Origin of the sequence: Pseudomonas azadiae (assembly GCF_019145355.1) — a bacterium.
GTDB classification, from domain to species: domain Bacteria; phylum Pseudomonadota; class Gammaproteobacteria; order Pseudomonadales; family Pseudomonadaceae; genus Aquipseudomonas; species Aquipseudomonas azadiae.
Window position 1 is genome coordinate 1279934 of record NZ_JAHSTY010000002.1, and the last position, 21250, is coordinate 1301183.

The window sequence follows — 21250 nt, forward strand, 5'->3', positions numbered from 1 at the left end:
CATCCGTACGTCGGCGCTGAAACCTTTCATCATTCGGCCAGCTCCGCGCGGTCGCGAAATTGCTCCAGGGCCTGGGGGTTGGCCAGCGCGTCGGTGTTCTTCACCGGTTCGCCGTGCACCACATTGCGCACCGCCAATTCAACGATCTTGCCGCTGATGGTCCGCGGGATATCGCTGACAGCCAGGATCCTGGCCGGCACATGGCGCGGCGTGGTGTTGGCGCGGATCACCTGGCGAATCTGCTGCTGCAGCGCTTCGTCCAGTTCCACACCGTCGTCGAGGCGCACGAACAGCACCACGCGCACGTCGTCCTGCCAGCGTTGGCCAATGGCCAGGCTTTCCAGTACCTGTGGCAGCTTTTCCACCTGGCGGTAGATCTCTGCGGTACCAATGCGCACGCCGCCGGGGTTGAGCACGGCGTCGGAGCGTCCATGGATCAGCAGGCTGCCATTCGCGCGTTGTTCGGCATAGTCGCCTTGGGCCCAGACACCGGGGAACTGGCTGAAATACGCGGCGCGCAGCTTCTGGCGGTCCGGGTCGTTCCACAGGCCGATGGGCATGGCCGGAAAGTGCCGGGTGCACACCAGTTCGCCTTTTTCGCCGACCAGCGGCTGGCCGCTGTCGTCCCAGACCTCGATCGCCATTGCCAGGCTCTTGCACTGCATTTCGCCGCGACGCACCGGCAACACCGGGTTGCCGATCACAAAGCAGGAGACGATATCGGTGCCGCCGGACATCGACGACAGGCACAGCTCGTGCTTGATTTCGCGGTACACATAGTCGTAGCTCTGCGGCGACAGTGGCGAACCGGTTGAGATCAGCCCCTTGAGGCTGCCCAGGTCGTGGCTCAGGCGCGGCTGCAGCCCGGCTTTTTCCAGGGTCGCGAGAAACTTGGGGCTGGTGCCGAACACGCTGATCTTCTCGGCATCAATCAGGTCGATCAAGCGCTCGGGCCCAGGATAAAACGGCGAGCCGTCATACAGCACCGCCGTGGCGCCGATGGCCAGCACCGACACCAGCCAGTTCCACATCATCCAGCCGCAGGTGGTGTAGTAGAACAGGCAGTCATCCCTGGACAGGTCGGCATGCAGGCCGTGCTCCTTGAGGTGGGTGAGCAACACGCCACCGGTGCCGTGGATGATGCACTTGGGCACGCCGGTGGTGCCGCTGGAATAGAGGATATACAGCGGATGATCGAAGGGCACCGCGACGAATTCCGGTTCGCCGCCGGGTTGGTAGAAGTCTTGCCACAGCGTGACGCCGGCGTGTGTCTGATAGTCCTCGACCCGCGCCTGTGGCCGTGCGTAGGGCACAATGATCAATTGCTCCAGGGACGGCAGGCGCGCGAGGATTTCATTGAGCTTGGCGCGCTGGTCGATGGCTTTGCCGGCATAGCGGTAACCGGCGCAGGTGATCAAGACCTTGGGCTCGATCTGGCCGAAACGGTCGATCACGCCTTGGGTGCCGAAATCCGGCGAAGAGCATGACCAGATCGCGCCCAGGCTGGTGGTGGCGAGCATGCCCACCAGGGTTTGCCAGGTGTTGGGCATGCACGCAGCGACGCGGTCGCCTTGGGTAACGCCGGCGGCCCGCAGGCTGTTTTGCAGGCCGGCGACGTGCGCGGCCAGTTCGGCGTAGGTGAGCTGTTCGCGCTGGCCGTTTTCGCCCACGGCCACCACCGCCGTGTGATCGTCGCGACGGCGCAGCAGGTGTTCGGCAAAATTCAGGGTCGCGCCGGGAAACCACTGGGCGCTGGGCATTTCGGTGCCTTCGATCAGCACCGCCGTGGGCGGGCTGCGAAATTGCACATCGAAGTACTCGACGATGGCCTGCCAGAACGCCGGGCGCTGATCGATGCTCCACGGGTGCAGGGCCGGGTAGTCGCTGAGCTGTAGGCTATAGCGCTCGTTGATGTAACGCCGGAACTGGTCCATTCGCGTGTTGGCGATGCGTTCCGGGGAGGGTTGCCAGAGGATGTCGGACATAAAGCTGCCTCTTATTCTTGAACTGTGGGAGCTGGCTTGCCTGCGATAGCGGTGTATCAGTCACAGGTGAGCCAACTGACCCTCCGCTATCGCAGGCAAGCCAGCTCCCACATTTGATCTTCTGTGTCTGGATTATTGAGCCAGCCAGCCACCATCGATATTCCACGCCGCACCGCGTACCTGGCTGCCGGCTTCGCTGCACAAAAACAGCACCAACTCGCCCAACTGCGGCGGCGTCACAAACTCCAGCGACGGCTGTTTCTCGGCCAGCAATTCCTGCTGCGCCTGCTGCGGGTCGATGCCATGGGCGGCGCGATCATCGATCTGCTTCTGCACCAGCGGCGTCAGCACCCAGCCTGGGCAGATGGCATTGCACGTGACATTGCTGGTCGCCGTTTCCAGGCCCACCACCTTGGTCAAGCCGATCACGCCGTGCTTGGCGGCCACATACGCCGCCTTACCCACCGAACCGACCTGGCCGTGCACCGACGCGATGTTGACGATCCGCCCCCAACCCTTGGCTTTCATTCCCGGCAAGCTCAAGCGCGTGCTGTGAAACACCGATGACAGATTGATCGCAATGATGGAATCCCAGCGCTCGGCCGGGAAGTCTTCCACGGCGGCCACATGCTGGATCCCGGCGTTGTTCACCAGGATATCCACGCCACCGAATTCACGCTCGGCGTAGGCGATCATGTCGGCGATCTGCGCCGGGTCGCTGACATCCGCCGGGTGATGCCCGACCTTACCGCCAAATGCCTGCACCTGGGCGACCACCGCGCTGGCGTCGCCGAAACCGTTGAGAATCAGATTGGCGCCGGCCTTGGCCAGGCTCAATGCGATGCCCAGGCCGATGCCGCTGGTGGAGCCGGTGACCAGGGCGGTCTTGCCATTCAATGTCGTCATGAACACCTCACACAATGCCAGTGGCGTAGAAAGTACCGATCACCACGAACACCGCGAGGGTCTTGATGATCGTGATGCCGAAAATGTCCTTGTAGGCTTCGCGGTGGGTCAGGCCGGTCACCGCCAGCAGGGTGATCACCGCGCCGTTGTGGGGCAGGGTGTCCATGCCACCGCTGGCCATGGCCGCGACCCGGTGCAGCACTTCAAGGGGAATATTGGCCGCATGGGCCGCCGAAATAAAGCTCTCGGACATGGCCGCCAGGGCGATGCTCATGCCGCCCGACGCGGAGCCGGTGATACCGGCGAGCAAGGTCACGGTGATCGCTTCATTGACCAGCGGGTTGGGGATGCCCTTGAGCCAGTCCGCCAGCACCAGAAAGCCCGGCAGCGAGGCGATGACCGCGCCAAAGCCGTATTCCGACGCGGTGTTCATCGCCGCCAGCAGCGCGCCGCTGACCGCACTTTTGCTGCCCTCGGCGAGCTTGCTCTTGATCGCCGACCAGCCAAACGCCAGCACCAGGAGGATGCCCACCAGCAACGCCGCCTGCACCGCCCAGATCGCGGTGAGCTTGGCGATTTCGGTGGTCACCGGCGTGGCCATGCCCGGCAAGCTGAGGCTGTGGGTCTTGCCGTACCACTGCGGGATCCAATGGGTGAACAACAGGTTCATCACCCCGACCAGGATCAGCGGCGACACTGCGATCCAGGGGTTGGGCAGCGTAAGGTTCTCGGCGGTTTCCGGCTCGTTGCGCAACTCGGTGCCATAGCCTTCACCGGCGCGTTGCGCCTTATTGCGCTGGCGCGCCAGGTACAGCATGCCGGCGCAGAACACGAAGACCGTGCCGATCAAACCCAGCCATGGCGCGGCCCAGGCGGTGGTGTTGAAGAACGTGCTGGGGATGATGTTCTGGATCTGCGGCGTGCCGGGCAGGGCGTCCATGGTGAACGAGAATGCACCCAGAGCGATGGTCGCCGGGATCAGGCGCTTGGGGATATTGCTCTGGCGGAACATCTCCGCTGCGAACGGGTACACCGCAAACACCACCACGAACAGCGACACGCCGCCGTAGGTGAGCAGGGCGCAGACCAGCACGATCACCAGCATCGCCTGGCGAGTGCCTAGCAAACGGATCGCGGCGGCGACGATGGAGCGCGAAAAGCCCGACAGCTCGATCAGCTTGCCGAACACCGCACCCAGCAGGAATACCGGGAAATACAGCTTGATAAAACCGACCATTTTCTCCATGAACACGCCGGTAAAGGCGGGCGCGACGGCGGACGGGTCGGTGAGCAGCACAGCGCCGAGCGCGGCGATGGGGGCAAACAGGATGACGCTGTAGCCACGGTAGGCGGCCAGCATCAGCAGCGCGAGGGCCGCCAGGGCAATGATCACACTCATGGGTGTGTCTCCAGGTTGTTATTTTTGTGGGGTGTGGCTGTGGGGAGGGCTATAGCGAGATGTGTGCCAAATCTCTAAGATATTGATAATTAATAATATTTTCTTGGGTGATGTAGAGCTTTCTAAAGGTCGTCTCTATTTTGAGACCAGTGGGGATCCACTGTGGGAGCTGTCTTTGTTTGGAGATTATTGTCTCTTTATTGAGACTCGTTAATGCCCAGCGCCACCATCTTCTTATACAACGTCGACCGCCCAAGCCCCAGCCGCCTGGCCGCTTCCACTACATTCCCGCCGCACGCGCTCAATGCCGCCCCAATCACCTGCCGATCGAACCGCTCCCGTGCCGCGTTGAACGACTCACCCTCGATGGCGGGCACCGTGTTGCGCTCCACCGGCGTAAATGTGCCTATCGCCGCACGGATTTCCCGGGCATCCAGCACCAGGTCATCGCTCAACAGCGCCGCACGCTCCAGCACATTGCGCAGTTCACGGATATTGCCCGGCCACGCATGCTGTGCCAGCAAGGCCAAGGCGTCTTGATCCAACTCGTGCTGGCTGCGCAGTTCCTCGAGGATTGCCTCGCTCAACGCCGGAATATCGTCCAGGCGCTCACGCAAAGCAGGCACCTGGATCGGCAGCACGTTCAACCGGTAATACAAGTCCGCGCGGAATTCGCCGCGCTTGATCGCCGCTTCCAGGTCCATGGACGTGGCGGCAATCACCCGCACATCGCTGTGCAGCATTTCGTTGGAGCCCACGGGTTCGAATTCCTTTTCCTGCAACACCCGCAGCAATTTGCTTTGCAACGGCAGGGGCATGTCGCCGATTTCATCCAGAAACAGCGTGCCGCCCTGGGCAATCTGGAATTTGCCCGGGCGGCCCTTGCGGTCGGCGCCGGTAAATGCGCCCGGCGCGGTGCCGAAAAACTCGGCCTCCAGCAGGTCGGCGGGGATGGCGGCGCTGTTGATACTGACAAACGCCTTATGTGCACGCGTCGATGCGCCGTGGATCGCCTGGGCCAGCAGCTCCTTGCCGGTACCGGTTTCGCCCAGCAGCAAAACAGGCGATTCGGCACTCGCACTGCGCCGCGCCCGGCGCTTGACTTCCAGGCTGGCCGCGCTGGTGCCGATAAAGTGCGCGAAGTTGTATTTGCTCTGCCGTGAGCGCAGCAGCGAGCGCGTGGACGCCAATTCTTGCTGCAGGCTCAGGTAGCGTTCGATCAAGGGCGACAGGTTGCGTAGTTCATCGAACAGCGCAAAGCCAATCGCCCCAATCACCGCGCCGGCATCGTTGTGAATCGGCAGGCGCATTACCACCAACGGACCCTTTGGCGTGTCCTGGATGTCGAGCAATATCGGCTGGTCGTTGCGCACCACCTGGCGCAACAGGCTGTTGGAAATCACCTGCTCGCAAGGCTGGCCGATGGCCTGGTCGGCGCTCTTGAGCCCGAAGCGCTTGGCGTAGCGCTCGTTCATCCACACGATATTCGCGTCGCGGTCGACAATCACCGTGCCTTCGCTGGACTGCTCGATGATCTCGAACAGCGACTGGATGGCCAGGCCACGAACCTGTTGGTAGTCCTTGAGGCTATCGGTCATGTTCATGCCACCCACACAAAACAGGAATAGGATTACGGTCCTGTGGGAGCTGGCTTGCCTGCGATGGCGATCTCAAGAACGCTATCGTAGGCAAGCCAGCGCCTACAAGGGAATGTGCGCCGCTGCCAGCAGTTCCTTGGTGTACGAATGCTGTGGCGCCTCAAACACCCGCTGGCTCGCGCCGCGCTCCACCACCTTGCCGTCCTTGATCACGATCATGTCATGGGCCATGGCCCGCACCACCGCCAGGTCATGGCTGATAAACAGATAGGTCAGGCCGTATTTATCCTGCAGCTCCCGCAGCAACCCCACCACCTGTTTCTGCACGGTGCGGTCGAGGGCCGAGGTGGGTTCGTCCAGCAGCATCAGCGCCGGCCTGAGCACCAGGGCGCGAGCAATGGCGATACGCTGGCGCTGGCCTCCGGAAAACTCATGGGGGTAGCGGTGCCGGCTGGCGGGGTCCAGGCCGACGTCCTTGAGCACCTGGATCACCTGCGCATCGCGCTCGGCCAGGCCGCACGGCGCGTGCACCTCCAGCCCTTCGCTGATGATCTGGGCCACGGTCATGCGCGGGCTGAGGCTGCCATAGGGATCCTGGAACACCACCTGCATCTGCTTGCGCCAGGGCCGCATCTGTTGGTTATTCAGCGGGTCGAGGGCTTCACCCTGGAAACGAATGCTGCCGCTGGAATCGAGCAACCGCAGGATTGCCTGGCCCAGGGTGGACTTGCCCGAACCGGACTCGCCGACAATCCCCAGGGTCTTGCCGCGCTGCACGCTGAGGCTGATGCCGTCCACCGCGCGCAGGTAGGTCTTGCGCCGAAACAGCCCGCCGCCGAGGGGGAATTGCACGCTCAGGTCGTGCACCTCCAGTACCGTCTCGCGCTCGTCACTGCAGAGTGCGTCGCCGGCGGGTTCGGCATCCAGTAACAGCCGGCTGTAAGGATGCTGTGGCGCGGTGAACAAGGTCTCGCAATCGGCCTGCTCGACGATTTCGCCGGCGCGCATCACGCACACGCGTTGGGCAATGCTGCGCACCAGGTTGAGGTCATGGCTGATCAGCAGCAGCGACATGCCCAGGCGTTGTTGCAAGGACTTGAGCAGCAGCAGGATCTTGCGCTGTATGGTTACATCCAGCGCGGTGGTGGGTTCGTCGGCAATCAGCAACTCCGGCTCGCAGGCCAGGGCCATGGCGATCATCACCCGCTGGCGCTGGCCGCCGGAGAGCTGATGGGGATAGGCCTTGAGCCGTTCCTCGGGTTTCTGGATGCCCACCAGGTCGAGCAGTTCAAGGATGCGCGCCTGCGCCGCCTTGCCGCCCAGGCCCTTGTGCAGCAGCAGGGTTTCGCCGATCTGCTTTTCGATGCTGTGCAGTGGGTTCAGTGAGGTCATCGGCTCCTGGAAGATCATCGCAATGCGGTTGCCGCGCAGTTTTTGCAGGGTGGCCGCCGACGCCCCGATCAGTTCCTGGCCGCGATACTTCACCGAACCGCTGGTTTGCGTACCCGCCTCAGGCAGCAGTTGCAGGATCGAATGGGCTGTCACCGACTTGCCCGAACCCGACTCGCCCACCAGCGCCAGGCATTCGCCGGGGCGCACATCCAGGCTGAGGTTGCGGACCACTGTGTCGCCGCTGAAAGCGACACTGAGGTCGCGTATTTCGATGAGGTTCATACGTACTCACTCACGAGCGGGGGTCGAAGGCATCACGCAACGCCTCGCCGATAAAGACCAGCAGCGACAGGATCAGCGCTAAGGTGAAAAACGCCGTCAGCCCCAGCCAGGGCGCTTGCAGGTTCTGCTTGCCCTGGGCGATCAGTTCGCCCAGCGACGCGCTGCCCGCCGGCATGCCAAAGCCGAGGAAATCCAGGGCGCTCAGGGTGGAGATCGCCCCGGTCAGGATAAACGGCAGGTAGCTCAGCGTCGCCGTCATGGCATTGGGCAGGATATGCCGACGAATGATCTTGCCGTCACCCAAGCCCAGCGCCCGTGCCGCCTTGACGTATTCCAGGTTGCGCCCGCGCAGGAACTCGGCGCGCACCACGTCCACCAGGGCCAGCCAGGAAAACAGCGCCATGATCCCCAGCAGCCACCAGAAATTGGGCTCGACAAAGCCCGACAGGATGATCAGCAAGTACAGCACCGGCAACCCGGACCACACCTCCAGCACGCGCTGGCCGATCAAGTCCACCCAGCCGCCGTAATAACCCTGCAACGCACCGGCCGCGATGCCGATGGCCGCGCTGATCGCAGTGAGCGCCAAGGCAAACAGGATCGACACCCGCGCGCCAAAAATCACCCGCGCCAGCACATCCCGCGACTGATCGTCAGTACCCAGCCAGTTCACCGCCGAGGGCGGGCTCGGGGCGGGGCGGGTCAGTTCGTAGTTGGGGGTGTCGTCGCTGAACGGGATCGGCGGGAACAGCATCCAGCCGCCGTCCTGTTTGATCAGCTTTTGTACGTAGTCACTGCGGTAGTCGGCCTGGAACGGCAGCTGGCCGCCGAACTGTTGCTCGGTGTAGCGCTTGAACACCGGGAAATACAGCTCGTTCTTGAAACTCAGCACCAGCGGCTTGTCGTTGGCGATCAGCTCGCCGCCGAGGGTCAGCAGAAACAGGCCGATAAACAGCCACAGCGACCACCAGCCGCGACGGTTCTTTTTGAAGCGCTCGAAACGTCGACGCGCCACGGGAGACAGATCAAGCATCAGGCGTTCCTCGCGGCGAAGTCGATACGCGGGTCCACCAGGGTGTAGCAGAGGTCACCGATCAGTTTTATCAAGAGGCCGAACAAGGTGAAGATAAACAACGAACCGAACACCACCGGGTAATCGCGCGATACCGCTGCTTCGTAGCTCATGCGGCCCAGGCCGTCGAGGGAGAAGATCACCTCGATCAACAAGGAGCCTGCAAAGAACACGCTGATGAACGCCTGGGGAATCCCCGAGATCACCAGCAGCATGGCGTTGCGGAACACATGGCCGTAGAGTACGCGCCGCTCGCTCAAGCCCTTGGCACGCGCAGTCACCACATATTGGCGCGTAATTTCATTGAGGAACGAGTTTTTGGTGAGGATGGTCAGCGTGGCGAACCCGCCGATGACCAGCGACGTCACCGGCAATACCAGGTGCCAGAAATAATCGGCGACCTTGCCAATCGTGCTCAATTCTTCGAAGTTTTCCGACACCAGCCCGCGCACCGGGAACCAGTTCAGCGAAGTGCCCCCGGCAAATACCACGATCAGGAACATTGCGAACAGAAACGCCGGCATCGCATAGCCGATGACAATGGCGGTGCTGCTCCACACGTCAAAGCTGCTGCCGTGGCGCACCGCCTTGCGAATCCCCAGGGGGATCGACACCAGGTAGGTGATCAGCGTCGCCCACAGGCCGAGGGAAATGGTCACCGGCATTTTTTCCAGAATCAGGTCAATCACCGTCTTGCCGCGAAAGAAACTGTTGCCGAAATCCAACTGCGCATAACTCTTGAGCATCAGCCACAGGCGTTCCGGCGCGGGCTTGTCGAAGCCGTATTGTTTCTCGATGTCCGCTATCAACTTCGGGTCCAGGCCACGGCTGGCGCGGGAGCCGCTGCTGACACCTTCGCCGGACGAGCCACCGACGCCACCGCCGCCGATGCCTTGCAAATGCGCGATGGCTTGTTCCACCGGGCCACCGGGGGCGGCCTGCACAATCACGAAATTCACCAGCAGGATGATCACCAGCGTCGGGATGATCAGCAGCAGGCGCCGCACGATATAGGCAAACATCAGCGCGCCCCTCCGCGTTTTTTCAACTCAGCGTTCATTTGCTCGGTGGTCAGTGGCGTGGGGCTGATTTCCCACCAGGTTTCCAGGGCTTCGTCGTTCTTGGCCTCGATGACCGGGCGGCCGAAGCGGTTCCACCACGCGGCAGAGGTGCCGGGCGGGTAGTAATTGGGGATCCACAGGTAATTCCATTGCAGTACCCGGTCCAGCGCGTGGGCATAGGTGAGCATCTGCGCCTGGGTGTCGGCCTTGACCAGGCCCTTGATCAGCGTGTCCACGGCCGGGTCTTTGAGCACCGCGTAGTTGTTGGCGCCTGGATCGTAGGCCGCCGCTGAGCCGAAATAGTTGTACAGCTCCATGCCCGGTGAGGTGGTGACAGGGAAGCCGATGACGATCATGTCGTAGTCTCGGGACATGATCCGATTGACGTACTGCGAGGAGTCGATACGCCGGATATTCAAGGTGATGCCGATCTGCGCCAGGTTGCGTTTGTAGGGTAACAGCAGGCGTTCCAGGCCGTTCTGAGTGTTGAGGAAGGTGAACTCCAGCGGCTTGCCTTCGGCATTGACCAGTTTGTCGCCGTCCGGTTTCCAGCCGGCTTCCTCCAGCAGGGCCAGGGCTTGCAGTTGCTTGTCGCGGATCATGCCGCTGCCATCGGTGACCGGGGCCTTGAACACCTGGGTGAAGACCTCGTCGGGCACCTGGCCGCGCAAGGGTTCAAGGATCGCCAGTTCCTCCTTGGTCGGCGGTTGACTGGCAGCCAGCGGGCTATTGGAGAAGAAGCTCTGCTGGCGGATGTACATATTGCGCATCATCTGCCGGTTGGCCCATTCGAAATCCCACAGCATCGCCAGTGCCTGGCGCACGCGGCGGTCCTTGAACATCGGGTTTTGCACGTTGAATACATAACCCTGGGCCGGTTGCGGCATCTCCTTGGCCAAGTGCGCGCGTTGCAGACGGCCGTCGTCCAGGGCCGGGCCGTTGTACCCGATGGAGTAGCCGGTGGCGGAAAATTCGCGGTTGAAATCATAGGCGCCGCCACGCAACACCTGGCGGGCCACTTCGGTGTCGCCGAAATATTCCAGGCTCAGGTGATCGAAGTTGTACAGGCCGCGGCTGACCGGCAAGTCCTTGCCCCACCAGTTCGGGTCGCGGGTAAAGGTGATGGTGCTGCCGGAGTCGATCTTGCTGACGGTGTAGGGCCCGCTGCCCAGTGGCGCTTCATAGCCGCCGCCATTGGCGAAGTCGCGGGTCTTCCACCAATGTTCCGGGAAGACGGGCAGGGTGGCGATGTCCAAGGGCAGGGTGCGATTTTCATCGCTGGAGAAATCGAAGCGTACCTGGCGCTCACCTTCGACTTCGACCTGCTTGACGTCGGCGAACAAGGTGCGAAAGCGCAGGCTGCCTTGGGTCATCAGCAGGTCGAAGCTGTAGCGCACGTCTTCGGCGGTGATCGGCTTGCCGTCGGCAAACCGGGCCTTGGGGTTGAGGAAAAAACGCAGCGACAGGCCGTCACCGGCGCGCTCCATCTGTTCGGCGACCAGGCCGTAAACGGTGTAGGGCTCGTCCAGTGAACGCTGGGCCAGCGGCGCGTACACCCAACCGTCAACCTGGGAGACGCCGATGCCCTTGTCGATATACGGCAGCACATGGTCGAAGCGCCCGATCTCGATGGCCGAGCGGCGCAGGCTGCCGCCCTTGGGGGCATCGGGGTTGGCGTAGTCGAAATGGGTGAAGCCTGTGGCGTACTTGGCCGGTTCGCCGTACACCGTCAGATACGGTTGCGGCGCCGCGATCACCGCAGTGCTGGCCAGCAGCAGGGCCAGGCTCGAACTTAGTAGAGAGGAAAAAGCCAATCGCATTGTCAGCCTTGAACGCCGTGTGAATAGGAAAAGGGATTTGTACGCTAACGGCAGCAGCGTCGCCAGTCATCACATGCACAACGGCCCACCAGAAGGCGGGCCGTTGTTTATCGCATCAGCGCAGACGGGATCAGTCCTGGCGGCTGGTGACTTCCAGCAGGTGGTAGCCGAACTGGGTTTTCACCGGGCCTTGCACAGTGTTGACCGGGGCGCTGAAGACGACGGTGTCGAATTCCTTGACCATCTGGCCTGGACCGAACGAACCCAGGTTGCCGCCATCGCGGCTGGAAGGGCAGCTGGAGTTGGCTTTGGCGATTTCTGCGAAATCGGCGCCGCCTTCGATCTGGGCCTTGAGTTCGTTGCACTTGTCTTCAGTGGAAACGAGGATGTGACGGGCGGTGGCTTTGGCCATGGGGAGTAACTCCTTGAATGAAAAAGGGTGAGCCTACCGGATTCAGGCGGTTATTTCCTGGCAAAGTTCCTGCCGATTGCCGAGCGGTTCGGGTTGAGTCAAGGCAGGACGATATAGTCGTTCTGCTGGATGATCGGTCGGTGCGGGCCCTGTACAAGGTGGATATAGCGTCCGTCCACCCGGTCGATGGGCAGGCAATCGTCGATGTCCAGCACACCGTCGGTGTGGGCCTGGGACCATTGGCGCAGCATCTGTTGCTTGCCCTTGCTCGCGGCCTCCTTTTTATTGCGCGCGACCACCAGCAGGTAACGGTGGGCCTCGCCAAAGCTGTTGGCTTCATAGCCGCCGAGGTTGATGAAATACAGGTGGTGCGCGCCGGCAGCAGGTGCCAGGTGGCTGAGTTCGACTGTCCAACCGTCGACACCCTCCACGGCCATCCACGAATCAATATGCACGCCCTTGGGGCTGCCGAACCAGTCGGCGCGTAATTGCGGGTAGGTCGATTCAAGCGTGTCCGCCACAGCGAACACCACATCGTGAACTTCAATTTTTGCCCGTGGGTGCTTGCCCCCGAGCATCACGACAAACAGCATTGCAGGTTCTTCCTGGCGACTTGGCAAAGCGTAACCATACTGCGATTGAACCCTTTTGTCCGGTCAGTGCCACACTGTTAATCCGCGAACTCATCAGGAGGTTGTCATGCGTACCATTGATCTGGCGGGCGTTCCCGTTCCTGTCATCGGCCAGGGAACCTGGCGCATGGGCGAAAACCCCGACCGGCACCGTGCCGAGGTGGCGGCACTTCAACTGGGCATCGACGAGGGCATGACCCTGATCGATACCGCCGAAATGTATGGTGAGGGCGGCGCCGAGACCGTTGTCGGCGAGGCCATTCGCGGCAGGCGCGACCAGGTGTTCCTGGTCAGCAAGGTCTACCCGCACAATGCCAGCCAGCAGGGCGTGCCTCGTGCGTGTGAAGCCAGCCTCAAGCGCTTGGGTACGGACTGTATTGATCTTTATCTGTTGCACTGGCGCGGCCAATACCCCCTTGAAGAAACCGTCGAAGCGTTCGAGCGCCTGCGCGAAGCCGGCAAAATCGGCCGCTGGGGCGTCTCCAATTTCGATGTCGCCGACCTGCAGGAACTCGCATCCCCGGCCTGCGCCACCAACCAGGTGCTCTACAACATCGAAGAGCGCGGCATCGAATTCGACCTGCTGCCCTGGTGGCAACAGCACCACTTGCCCTTGATGGCCTACTGCCCGATCGCCCAGGGCGGTGAGCTGCTGTCCAGCCCGACCCTCAAGCAGATCGCCCATCGCCACGCGGTCACACCCGCCCAGGTTGCCCTGGCCTGGGTGTTGCGCCAGGACGGTGTGATCGCCATTCCGAAGGCGGTCACCCCGGAGCATGTGCGACTCAACGCAGCCGCTGCCAAGGTGGTGCTGGATGAACACGACCTGGACGCCATCGATCGCGTGTTCGGCGCACCCAAGCGCAAGCATCCGCTGGCGATGGTGTAAGCCAGCCGATAGAGGCGGCGCCCTCCCTGGCGCCGCCTCTGCGTCAGTCCGGCTTAACCCGCAACCGGGCTGCGCCAGTCATCCGACCCGGAAGTACCGGACACTTCGTGGGTCCACACAATCTTGCGATAAGTGAAGTACACATCTTCCAAATGAGTGAAGTGGGCGTTGTCCGGGTCCTGGCAATGGGGCATGCGTGACTGGATGTCCACGATGGTTGCCCCCTCCAGCTCAATGGTGAAGTAATGCTCCTGGGTGCCGGCCGAGGAGGTACGCAGCCATTCGAGCCGGCACTTGACCTCCTCGCCGCTGGTCAGTGCGCTGAACAGCAAAGGCGACGACTTATCGAAGACCTTGCTGATCATCAGGGGCTTATGAACCCTCTGGCCTGTCGGCTGGCCCGATTGCGGGTCGCGCGGAATGATCACCTGATGAGAAAAGGCCTGGACCAGGATCTGGTCCTCATGGCCTTCCTGATAGATGTTACCTACCGAGTCCTGGGTAAACGTACCTGCCGTAATCAAACCTTGTTTGACACCGGTGATGGAGAGATACGCGGGTGTTGGCATGACGGGTTTCCTTGTCTGATTGATGAGGTAGTTCCAACCGGTCATTGGGCCGGCTGGAGAATGACCTATAACAAGAAACGTGCCTGAAAGCGCGTCGGCCAATAAAGGCAGGGGTGTCACGTTATATAAGTACTGCTTGCTCAGGCGGAGCGAAGTATTTAGCGGGTTTAATTGTTATTTGTTTGCGCATTAGTGCGCATTTAGTTGCTCGTGTCGATGGTTGTGCAAACATTGGGGCTGGCCGTAGGGTCTCGTATCTGCGGCAGATTGGATGCGCAAAATCATGCGCACTCTCGCATTCAGCGCATTTGTAGGAAAAGGATTAAGTGTCGTTCCGTCGCTTGCTGAATATTTTAGGCGTGACTAAGGTTCGTGAGCTTTGCGCAGATTTCCGGCAAAGGGTGGTTGGCGTTCTGATGCGCAGTTTAAAAGCGCTTAGTTGGCCTTTTCTGTCATGACGAGTTGCGTGCGGTATCAAATGGCTTATTCGGGCAAACTTTGTGATTATTACCTTGAAGTTGCACGTTCACCCTGCACGCAAACAGGCTTTGCGGGCAGCGATGTGCGCTTTTCGAGTGAATATGAAGCGCTGGAATGCGAGTTGGCCAAGGCGCAATCGATTCATGGTGGCGGCCAGCCCGACTGGCAGAAGGTCCTGGAAACCAGCGTGATCCTGCTACACCAGCAATCCAAGGATCTCAAGGTCGCCGTCTGGCTGACCTGGGCGTTGCACCAGTGCGAATCCTATCCGGGCTTGCTGGCCGGGCTCGGGTTATTGCGCTATCTCTGCGAACATCATTGGGCGGTGGTCTACCCGGAAAAACCGCGTACCCGTGGCGCGGCATTCGGCTGGTTGGTGCTGCGCCTTGAACCTTTGTTTACACAAGGCCTGCCGCTGCAGAACCAGCAACCTTTATTCCGCGCCGTGCTTGAGCATCTCACGTGCCTCGATGAGCTATGGGCCAAGCACTTGGGGAGCGACGCGCCATTGCTGCTGCCGATGCGCAGGCAATTGGCCCGGAGGCTGGAGCAGGCTGCGCAGGACGCCCCCCCAGCGGCGGGATTGAGCGGCGTCATGGCCCACGTCAAGCAGGCTACCGGCCAGTTGCTGAAACCCGAAGCGGTGGTGAACAACGAAAAAGACGCGCACAAGCTGCTGCGCACCTTGCAGGAACAGGCCCGTTCGTTGTGTGCCTGGTGGCTACGCCAGAACGCTACTGACGCGCGCGCCTTGCGCCTGAATCGAACATTGACCTGGCTGGCGCTGGCCAGTTATCCGGACGCCGACAACCAACGGGTCACAGCCTTGCGCGGGCCTGCACCCGACAAGCTCAAGCGTTATCAGGAGCGCTTTGCCCAGGGCCATTACGCCGACCTGGTGCTTGAGCTGGAGGCCAGCCTCGCCGGTGCGATGTTCTGGTTCGACGGGTTGCGCATGCTCTGGCAATGCCTGGAGGCCTTGCAGGCCGCCCAGGCCATGACCGAGCTGGAAGTGACCTTCGCCCTGTTGTTGCAACGCCTGCCGGACCTGCCGGCGTTTCACTTCCATGACGGCGTCCCGTTTGCCGACGCCGCCACGCGCGACTGGATCACGCTGCAGGTTGCCCGCCACCTGCAAGTGCCCGAAGTAACCGCCGTGGTGGTCGATGCCGAAGCCGCGCCCTGGGAGGTCGCCTTGCAAGCGGTAGCCCCGCGGTTGCGAAAGGACGGACTCAAGGCCGCCATTCATGAACTCAAGCAAGGCATGTACACGGCGCACAGCGATCGTGCGCGTTTTCATTGGCGGCTGGCCCTGGCGCGCTTGTGTGTGCAGGCCGGCAAGCATGAGCTGGCGAAGATTCAACTTGAACACCTGGACCATGAACTGCAACGCACCGGCCTGGAACGCTGGGAGCCGGAGCTGGCCCTCCAGGTCATTCAGCTTCTGTATCGCTGTTGCGATGTATTGCCGCAAAACCATGCCGTGCGCGAGCGCAAGGAAGACACCCATCGCAGGCTGTGCCTCTTCGATCTTGAAGCGGCACTTGAATAGGCTTTCGGGCCACTTGAAAACGGAGATGCACCATGGCCAAAGAAGGTTCGGTAGCCCCCAAGGAACGTATCAACATTACATTCAAGCCCGCCATCGGCGGGGCGCAGGAAGAAGTCGAGCTGCCATTGAAGCTGTTGGTGCTGGGCGATTTCACCCAGCGTGAGGATGTGCGCAAGCTTGAAGATCGCAAGCCCATCGCGATCGACAAGAACACCCTGGATGACGTGCTGGCCAAACAGGCGTTGAGCCTGACACTGAACGTGCCCAATCGCCTGCAGGAGGAGGCGGACGTTGAGGCGCTCGACATTGAGGTGCGCATTAACTGCATGAAGGATTTCAACCCCGCCAACCTGGTTGAGCAGGTGCCCGAGTTGCACAAGCTGATGGCGTTGCGCGAGGCGCTCATGGCCCTCAAGGGACCCTTGGGCAACACCCCGAGCTTTCGCAAGGCTATCGAGCAGGCCCTGACCGATGACGAGTCCCGCGCGCGCGTACTGGCGGAGCTCGGCCTGGGCGACCCCGCGGCCTGACATTTTCAGTAAAAGGACACTGACCCCATGACTACCCAACAGCATTCGCTACCTGAACAGACCGCTGCCCCGTACAGCATCCTCGACAACATCGTTGCGCAGACGCTACTGAGCGCGGATGACGAGGCTTACGGCATTGCCAGGCGTGGCGTGTCGGCGTTCATCGAAGAGTTGATCAAGCCGCAGAACCGTGGCGAGCCCGTCAAGAAACGCCTGGTCGACCGGATGATTGCCGAGATCGACACAAAGCTCAGCCTGCAGATGGACGAGATTTTGCACCACCCGCAGTTCCAGGCCCTGGAAGCCTCCTGGAAAGGCTTGCAGTTGCTGGTCGAGCGCACCAACTTCCGCGAGAACATCAAGATCGAACTGCTCAACGTCTCCCGGCAAGACCTGCTCGAAGACTTCGAAGACTCACCGGAAGTGACCCAGTCCGGGTTGTACAAGCATATCTACAGCGCCGAATACGGCCAGTTTGGCGGTCAGCCGGTGGGGGCGGTCATCGCCAACTACTTCCTGTCACCCAGTGCGCCCGATGTGAAGCTGATGCAGTACGCATCCAGTGTGGCCTGCATGGCCCATGCGCCTTTTATCGCCGCGGCCGGGCCCGCATTCTTCGGGCTGGAAAGCTTTACCGGCTTACCGGACCTCAAAGACCTGAAGGACCATTTCGAAGGCCCGCAATTTGCCAAATGGCAAAGCTTTCGCCAAAGCGAGGACGCACGTTATATCGGGTTGACCGTGCCGCGGTTCCTGCTTCGTACGCCCTACGATCCCCTTGAGTGCCCGGTCAAGACCTTCGCCTACCAGGAGAACGTGGTCAACAGCCACGAGCACTACCTGTGGGGCAATACCGCCTACGCCTTTGCCACACGCTTGACCGACAGTTTCGCGCGCTTTCGCTGGTGCCCGAACATCATCGGCCCGCAAAGCGGGGGAGCGGTGGAAGACTTGCCGTTGCATCACTTCCATAGCATGGGCGAAATCGAAACCAAGATTCCGACGGAAGTGCTGGTTTCGGACCGCCGCGAATACGAGCTCGCCCAAGAGGGCTTCATCGCCTTGACCATGCGCAAGGGCAGCGACAATGCCGCGTTCTTCTCGGCCAGCTCGGTCCAGAAGCCAAAACACTTCGGCCTCAGCCCCGAAGGTAAGGAAGCCGAGCTCAATTACCGCCTGGGTACGCAGTTGCCCTACATGATGGTGGTCAATCGCCTGGCCCACTACCTCAAAGTCCTTCAGCGCGAACAACTGGGCTCATGGAAGGAGCGCACCGACCTGGAGCTGGAACTCAATAAATGGATTCGCCAGTACGTCGCCGATCAGGAAAACCCGAGTGCCGAAGTGCGTGGGCGGCGTCCGCTGCGGGCAGCCCGGATTGTCGTCAGTGACGTCGAGGGTGAACCCGGCTGGTATCGCGTGAACCTGAGCGTGCGCCCCCACTTCAAGTACATGGGGGCGGACTTCACACTGTCCCTGGTTGGCAAGCTCGACAAAGAATGAGCGCAGGCCACGGAATGCCCGACCATCAAAGCCTTTTCGAGCGGCTCGAACGCCTGGCAACTGCCCCAGCGTGTGGTGTGACATCCGTTGCACTGCATCTTGGGAAAATGCTCAGTATCCGTGCCGGCAGTGTGCAGACACTGCCGGACTACGGCGTGCCCGACCTCAACGATATGAACCAGAGCCTGCATGAGTCATTGAGCCAGTCGCGTCTGTTGATCGAGCGATTTATCCGAGCCTACGAGCCACGCTTGAAGCAGGTGCGGGTGACGGCGTTACCGCGGGCGAGCGACCCACTGGCTCTCGCGTTCGCTATCGAGGCCATTCTGGTGGTCAAGGGCAGCAAACAACCCGTAGCGTTTACCGCGCGCCTACGTGATAGCGGCCCGGTCGAGGTCTTGCCCGATGTCCTTTAACCGTTATTACCAAAGCGAGTTGAGTGCCTTGCGCAAGCTAGGGCGGCAGTTTTCTGAACGCAATCCTGCGCTTGCGCCCTTTCTCGCAGAGCCCGGCCAGGATCCGGATGTGGAGCGGTTGCTGGAAGGCTTTGCGTTTCTCACCGGTCGCCTGCGTCAGAAACTGGATGACGAGCTTCCAGAGCTGACGCATTCGCTGATGCACCTGCTGTGGCCCAATTACATGCGGCCGATGCCCGCGTTCAGCATTCTGCAGTTCGACCCGTTGAAGCATTCCGGGTCCCCCGTGTGGGTCAAGCGGGATACTCCGGTAGAAAGCGCCGCCGTCAATGCCCAACGTTGCCGCTTTCGTACCTGTTACGACACGCAGGTCCTTCCTCTGCAACTGAGTGCGCTGGAGTGCAGCTCCCAGGCAGAACGGGGAGTGTTGAGCCTGCGTCTTGAGATGAGTGCCGAGGGTAATTTCTGTGAGTGGACCTTCGATCAATTGCGCCTGCACCTGGCGGGAGACCGCTACATCAGCCAGGAACTGTACCTGAGCCTGTTGCGTCAGCTTGATGGTATCGAGCTGCTGCCTTTGGGGCGCGATGGTCTGCCGATCAGCGACATCAATGGTCAGGCAATCTCGCTGCGGCTGGGCGCCGATCAGGTAAAACCAGTGGGTTTCACTGAGGAACAGGCATTGCTCCCGTATCCGCTGAACACTTTTCAGGGCTATCGCCATCTCCAGGAGTACTTCGCCTTTCCCGATAAGTACCTGTTCGTCGATGTAACAGGGCTGGACGCACTGCACGCATTGCCCGGCGACGTGCTCAAACAGGTGCACGCTGTGCTGTTGCGCTTTGAATTGCGCGCACCATGGCGTGAGTCCCAACAGCCCAGCCTGGATAACGTGAAGCTTTACTGCACGCCTATCGTCAACTTGTTCAAGCATGACGCGGTGCCCATTCGCCTGGACGGCAAGCAAGACGAATACCTGCTGATGCCTGGCGAATATTCGCGAGAGAGCGCCAGCGTATTTTCCGTAGACCGTGTGACGGGGTGGCGGCCTGGAGGGCTTGGGCATCAGGCTTACGTACCCTTCGAATCCTTCGAGCATGACGGCGATACCGATCTGTCGGAGCGCCCCGCGAGCTACAGCATTCGCCAACGGCCATCGGCACAGCATGCAGGGCTCGATACATGGCTTGGGTTTGGTACGGGTCCGCGGCAGGACACGCAAACGCTGTCGGTCGAGCTGACGTGCACCAATCACGACCTGCCTCGATTGTTGCAGGTCGGGGACATCAACCAGCCTTGCGAACACACGCCGGAGGGCTTGTCGTTCCGCAATATCCGCGCAGCGACAGCGAGTTTCTCTCCGCCTCTGGACCAGGATTTTCTCTGGCGGCTTATCAGCAACATGTCGCTCAACTACCTGTCTTTGAGCGACATCAATGCCTTGAAGGTGATCCTTCGCACCTATGACTTTCCTCGCTACCACGACCGGCAGGCACAGAAGGTCAGCGACAGAAGGCTGGGCGCGCTGCGATCCGTCAGCCATGAAGCGGTTGACCGTTTGCAGCGTGGCTTGCCGTTCCGTGGAGTACGAATTGAATTGATCATCGACCCCCAAGGCTTTCTGGGGCTGGGCGAGGTGTTTGTGTTTGCGTCGGTGCTCAACGAATTCTTCGGGCTTTACGCCAGCCTCAATGCCTACCACGAACTAAGCGTCATCAGCACACAAGGAGACGTGTACCTATGGCCACCACGGATGGGGCAGCAGCCCCTGTTTTGACGCACCTTTCGCGCAGCATTCGCGAGTACTCGCTGTACCAGGCAATTTTGCAGGTGATCAAGCGTCTGCGCGATGCCCATCCGCTGCTGGGCGACGACGCGTTGTATGGCCTGTTGGAGTTTGAGGCCAACCCAGGTCTTGGTTTTCCCGGACACGATATTGATCGAGTGGAGTTTTTTACCGAGCACGACCAGCTGCGTGCGCGTCTGCGCCTCAATGTACTGGGCCTGTGTGGCGCGGGATCGCCTTTACCCGCGTTTTATAGCGAGCAGGCGTGCGCCGATGGTGTGAGTGGCAAGACCACGCGTGACTTCCTGAACGTATTTCACGACCGCCTGCAGCGACTGATGCTGCCGATCTGGCGCAAGTATCGCTATCGAGCGTGTTTCCAGACGGGCGCGCGTGATGCGTTTTCCGAGCAGGTGTTCGCATTGATCGGCTTTAGCGGGCGACAGATTCGCAAGGCTGCGCAGGTGGATTGCAAACGGCTGTTGCCGTACCTGGGGTTACTGAGCCTGCGGGTGCATTCGGCAGCCTTGATAGAGAAAGTGCTGCGCTACTACTTCAAGCACGACAGGTTGTTCATCGAACAATGGGTCCTGCGCACGGTGGTCATCGCCGACTCGCAGAGCAACCGCCTTGGCGTTGCGAACAGCGTGCTCGGCCATGACCAGGTACTGGGAAGCCGGGTCGCCGACCGCAGTGGCAAGTTCAGGGTGCACCTGCGGGACCTGGGCTGGCAGCAATTCCATGGGTTCCTGCCTACCGGCACGGACTACCCGCCGCTGTGTTCGTTGCTGCGGCTGACGGTTCGGGAGCCTTTGGCCTATGACCTGCGCCTGGTACTGGCCAAGGAAGAGATCAGGCCGTTGCACATTGGCGAACGCAATGTCTGTCGCCTCGGCTGGACCAGTTGGCTGGCCCATGAGCGCGCCGATGGCGTGGTCATGGTGCCGAGCAACGCTAATTAGGGAT

The 21250-nt window shown here is 61.1% G+C and carries 18 protein-coding genes; 7 read left to right on the plus strand and 11 right to left on the minus strand.

Going from position 1 to position 21250, the window contains the following annotated elements; all coding sequences use genetic code 11:
- Positions 1-29: 29 nt before the first annotated feature.
- The 10 genes from KVG91_RS22295 to KVG91_RS22340 all read right to left on the minus strand — a co-directional run bounded on the left by KVG91_RS22295 (position 30) and on the right by KVG91_RS22340 (position 12520).
- Complete coding sequence (locus KVG91_RS22295) at positions 30-1985, minus strand: acetoacetate--CoA ligase (protein ID WP_169378467.1); 1956 nt, start codon at positions 1983-1985, stop codon at positions 30-32.
- A gap of 132 nt (positions 1986-2117) precedes the next feature.
- Complete coding sequence (locus KVG91_RS22300) at positions 2118-2891, minus strand: 3-hydroxybutyrate dehydrogenase (protein ID WP_169378468.1); 774 nt, start codon at positions 2889-2891, stop codon at positions 2118-2120.
- A 7-nt stretch (positions 2892-2898) separates the two neighbouring features.
- A complete protein-coding gene (locus KVG91_RS22305; protein ID WP_169378469.1) occupies positions 2899-4290 on the minus strand; it encodes a GntP family permease in 1392 nt (463 codons plus the stop codon).
- Between the two features lie 197 nt (positions 4291-4487).
- Positions 4488-5894 (minus strand): sigma-54 interaction domain-containing protein, encoded by a 1407-nt coding sequence (locus KVG91_RS22310; RefSeq protein ID WP_169375465.1) that lies wholly within the window; start codon positions 5892-5894, stop codon positions 4488-4490.
- Positions 5895-5990: 96 nt separating this feature from the next.
- Positions 5991-7562 carry an ABC transporter ATP-binding protein gene (locus KVG91_RS22315; protein ID WP_169375466.1) on the minus strand — a complete coding sequence of 524 codons (1572 nt, stop codon included), beginning with the start codon at positions 7560-7562 and terminating at the stop codon, positions 5991-5993.
- 10 nt (positions 7563-7572) lie between these two features.
- Positions 7573-8595: an ABC transporter permease gene (locus KVG91_RS22320; protein WP_169375467.1), complete on the minus strand. Its 1023-nt coding sequence runs from the start codon at positions 8593-8595 to the stop codon at positions 7573-7575.
- The gene (locus KVG91_RS22325) at positions 8595-9656 is read right to left on the minus strand and encodes a microcin C ABC transporter permease YejB (protein ID WP_169375468.1); all 1062 of its coding nucleotides are present in this window, start codon (positions 9654-9656) and stop codon (positions 8595-8597) included. Before KVG91_RS22325 ends, KVG91_RS22320 begins: the two co-directional genes overlap by 1 nt.
- The gene (locus KVG91_RS22330) at positions 9656-11515 is read right to left on the minus strand and encodes an extracellular solute-binding protein (protein WP_169375469.1); all 1860 of its coding nucleotides are present in this window, start codon (positions 11513-11515) and stop codon (positions 9656-9658) included. Before KVG91_RS22330 ends, KVG91_RS22325 begins: the two co-directional genes overlap by 1 nt.
- A gap of 130 nt (positions 11516-11645) precedes the next feature.
- Entirely contained in the window at positions 11646-11927 is a 282-nt protein-coding gene (locus tag KVG91_RS22335) for a peptidylprolyl isomerase (protein WP_010210937.1), read from the minus strand.
- Between the two features lie 98 nt (positions 11928-12025).
- Positions 12026-12520 carry a DUF1543 domain-containing protein gene (locus KVG91_RS22340; RefSeq protein WP_169375470.1) on the minus strand — a complete coding sequence of 165 codons (495 nt, stop codon included), beginning with the start codon at positions 12518-12520 and terminating at the stop codon, positions 12026-12028.
- A 106-nt stretch (positions 12521-12626) separates the two neighbouring features.
- Between KVG91_RS22340 and KVG91_RS22345 the strand changes: the two genes are divergently transcribed.
- Positions 12627-13448 (plus strand): aldo/keto reductase, encoded by an 822-nt coding sequence (locus KVG91_RS22345; RefSeq protein WP_169375471.1) that lies wholly within the window; start codon positions 12627-12629, stop codon positions 13446-13448.
- A 53-nt stretch (positions 13449-13501) separates the two neighbouring features.
- Here KVG91_RS22345 and KVG91_RS22350 read toward each other — a convergent pair whose 3' ends face one another.
- Entirely contained in the window at positions 13502-14017 is a 516-nt protein-coding gene (locus tag KVG91_RS22350) for an Hcp family type VI secretion system effector (RefSeq protein WP_169375472.1), read from the minus strand.
- A 478-nt stretch (positions 14018-14495) separates the two neighbouring features.
- Here KVG91_RS22350 and tssA point away from each other — a divergent pair, with 478 nt between their 5' ends.
- From tssA to tssG, 6 genes are read left to right on the plus strand one after another with little or no spacing between them, the layout of a single operon-like run.
- Positions 14496-16049 (plus strand): type VI secretion system protein TssA, encoded by a 1554-nt coding sequence (gene tssA / locus KVG91_RS22355; protein ID WP_169375479.1) that lies wholly within the window; start codon positions 14496-14498, stop codon positions 16047-16049.
- Between the two features lie 32 nt (positions 16050-16081).
- Positions 16082-16579, plus strand: coding sequence for a type VI secretion system contractile sheath small subunit (gene tssB, locus KVG91_RS22360; protein WP_169375473.1), 498 nt, complete (start codon positions 16082-16084; stop codon positions 16577-16579).
- A 27-nt stretch (positions 16580-16606) separates the two neighbouring features.
- Positions 16607-18082 (plus strand): type VI secretion system contractile sheath large subunit, encoded by a 1476-nt coding sequence (tssC, locus tag KVG91_RS22365; RefSeq protein ID WP_169375474.1) that lies wholly within the window; start codon positions 16607-16609, stop codon positions 18080-18082.
- 14 nt (positions 18083-18096) lie between these two features.
- On the plus strand, positions 18097-18498 hold the full coding sequence (tssE, locus tag KVG91_RS22370) for a type VI secretion system baseplate subunit TssE (RefSeq protein WP_169375475.1): 402 nt from the start codon (positions 18097-18099) through the stop codon (positions 18496-18498).
- Complete coding sequence (tssF, locus tag KVG91_RS22375) at positions 18488-20275, plus strand: type VI secretion system baseplate subunit TssF (RefSeq protein ID WP_169375476.1); 1788 nt, start codon at positions 18488-18490, stop codon at positions 20273-20275. The genes tssE and tssF overlap by 11 nt, the downstream gene beginning before the upstream one ends.
- Positions 20239-21246 carry a type VI secretion system baseplate subunit TssG gene (tssG, locus tag KVG91_RS22380; protein ID WP_169375477.1) on the plus strand — a complete coding sequence of 336 codons (1008 nt, stop codon included), beginning with the start codon at positions 20239-20241 and terminating at the stop codon, positions 21244-21246. Before tssF ends, tssG begins: the two co-directional genes overlap by 37 nt.
- Positions 21247-21250: the final 4 nt, after the last annotated feature.

What these genes read in the sequence shown, in the direction of transcription:
- KVG91_RS22310 (WP_169375465.1), bottom strand. Translation starts at nt 5,894, where the DNA reads ATGAACATGACCGATAGCCTCAAGGACTACCAACAGGTTCGTGGCCTG.
- KVG91_RS22305 (WP_169378469.1), bottom strand. Translation starts at nt 4,290, where the DNA reads ATGAGTGTGATCATTGCCCTGGCGGCCCTCGCGCTGCTGATGCTGGCC.
- KVG91_RS22335 (WP_010210937.1), bottom strand. Translation starts at nt 11,927, where the DNA reads ATGGCCAAAGCCACCGCCCGTCACATCCTCGTTTCCACTGAAGACAAG.
- tssE (WP_169375475.1), top strand. Translation starts at nt 18,097, where the DNA reads ATGCCCGACCATCAAAGCCTTTTCGAGCGGCTCGAACGCCTGGCAACT.
- tssC (WP_169375474.1), top strand. Translation starts at nt 16,607, where the DNA reads ATGACTACCCAACAGCATTCGCTACCTGAACAGACCGCTGCCCCGTAC.
- KVG91_RS22315 (WP_169375466.1), bottom strand. Translation starts at nt 7,562, where the DNA reads ATGAACCTCATCGAAATACGCGACCTCAGTGTCGCTTTCAGCGGCGAC.
- KVG91_RS22340 (WP_169375470.1), bottom strand. Translation starts at nt 12,520, where the DNA reads ATGCTGTTTGTCGTGATGCTCGGGGGCAAGCACCCACGGGCAAAAATT.
- tssG (WP_169375477.1), top strand. Translation starts at nt 20,239, where the DNA reads ATGGCCACCACGGATGGGGCAGCAGCCCCTGTTTTGACGCACCTTTCG.
- KVG91_RS22350 (WP_169375472.1), bottom strand. Translation starts at nt 14,017, where the DNA reads ATGCCAACACCCGCGTATCTCTCCATCACCGGTGTCAAACAAGGTTTG.
- tssB (WP_169375473.1), top strand. Translation starts at nt 16,082, where the DNA reads ATGGCCAAAGAAGGTTCGGTAGCCCCCAAGGAACGTATCAACATTACA.
- tssA (WP_169375479.1), top strand. Translation starts at nt 14,496, where the DNA reads ATGGCTTATTCGGGCAAACTTTGTGATTATTACCTTGAAGTTGCACGT.
- KVG91_RS22345 (WP_169375471.1), top strand. Translation starts at nt 12,627, where the DNA reads ATGCGTACCATTGATCTGGCGGGCGTTCCCGTTCCTGTCATCGGCCAG.
- KVG91_RS22295 (WP_169378467.1), bottom strand. Translation starts at nt 1,985, where the DNA reads ATGTCCGACATCCTCTGGCAACCCTCCCCGGAACGCATCGCCAACACG.
- KVG91_RS22300 (WP_169378468.1), bottom strand. Translation starts at nt 2,891, where the DNA reads ATGACGACATTGAATGGCAAGACCGCCCTGGTCACCGGCTCCACCAGC.
- KVG91_RS22325 (WP_169375468.1), bottom strand. Translation starts at nt 9,656, where the DNA reads ATGTTTGCCTATATCGTGCGGCGCCTGCTGCTGATCATCCCGACGCTG.
- KVG91_RS22330 (WP_169375469.1), bottom strand. Translation starts at nt 11,515, where the DNA reads ATGCGATTGGCTTTTTCCTCTCTACTAAGTTCGAGCCTGGCCCTGCTG.
- tssF (WP_169375476.1), top strand. Translation starts at nt 18,488, where the DNA reads ATGTCCTTTAACCGTTATTACCAAAGCGAGTTGAGTGCCTTGCGCAAG.
- KVG91_RS22320 (WP_169375467.1), bottom strand. Translation starts at nt 8,595, where the DNA reads ATGCTTGATCTGTCTCCCGTGGCGCGTCGACGTTTCGAGCGCTTCAAA.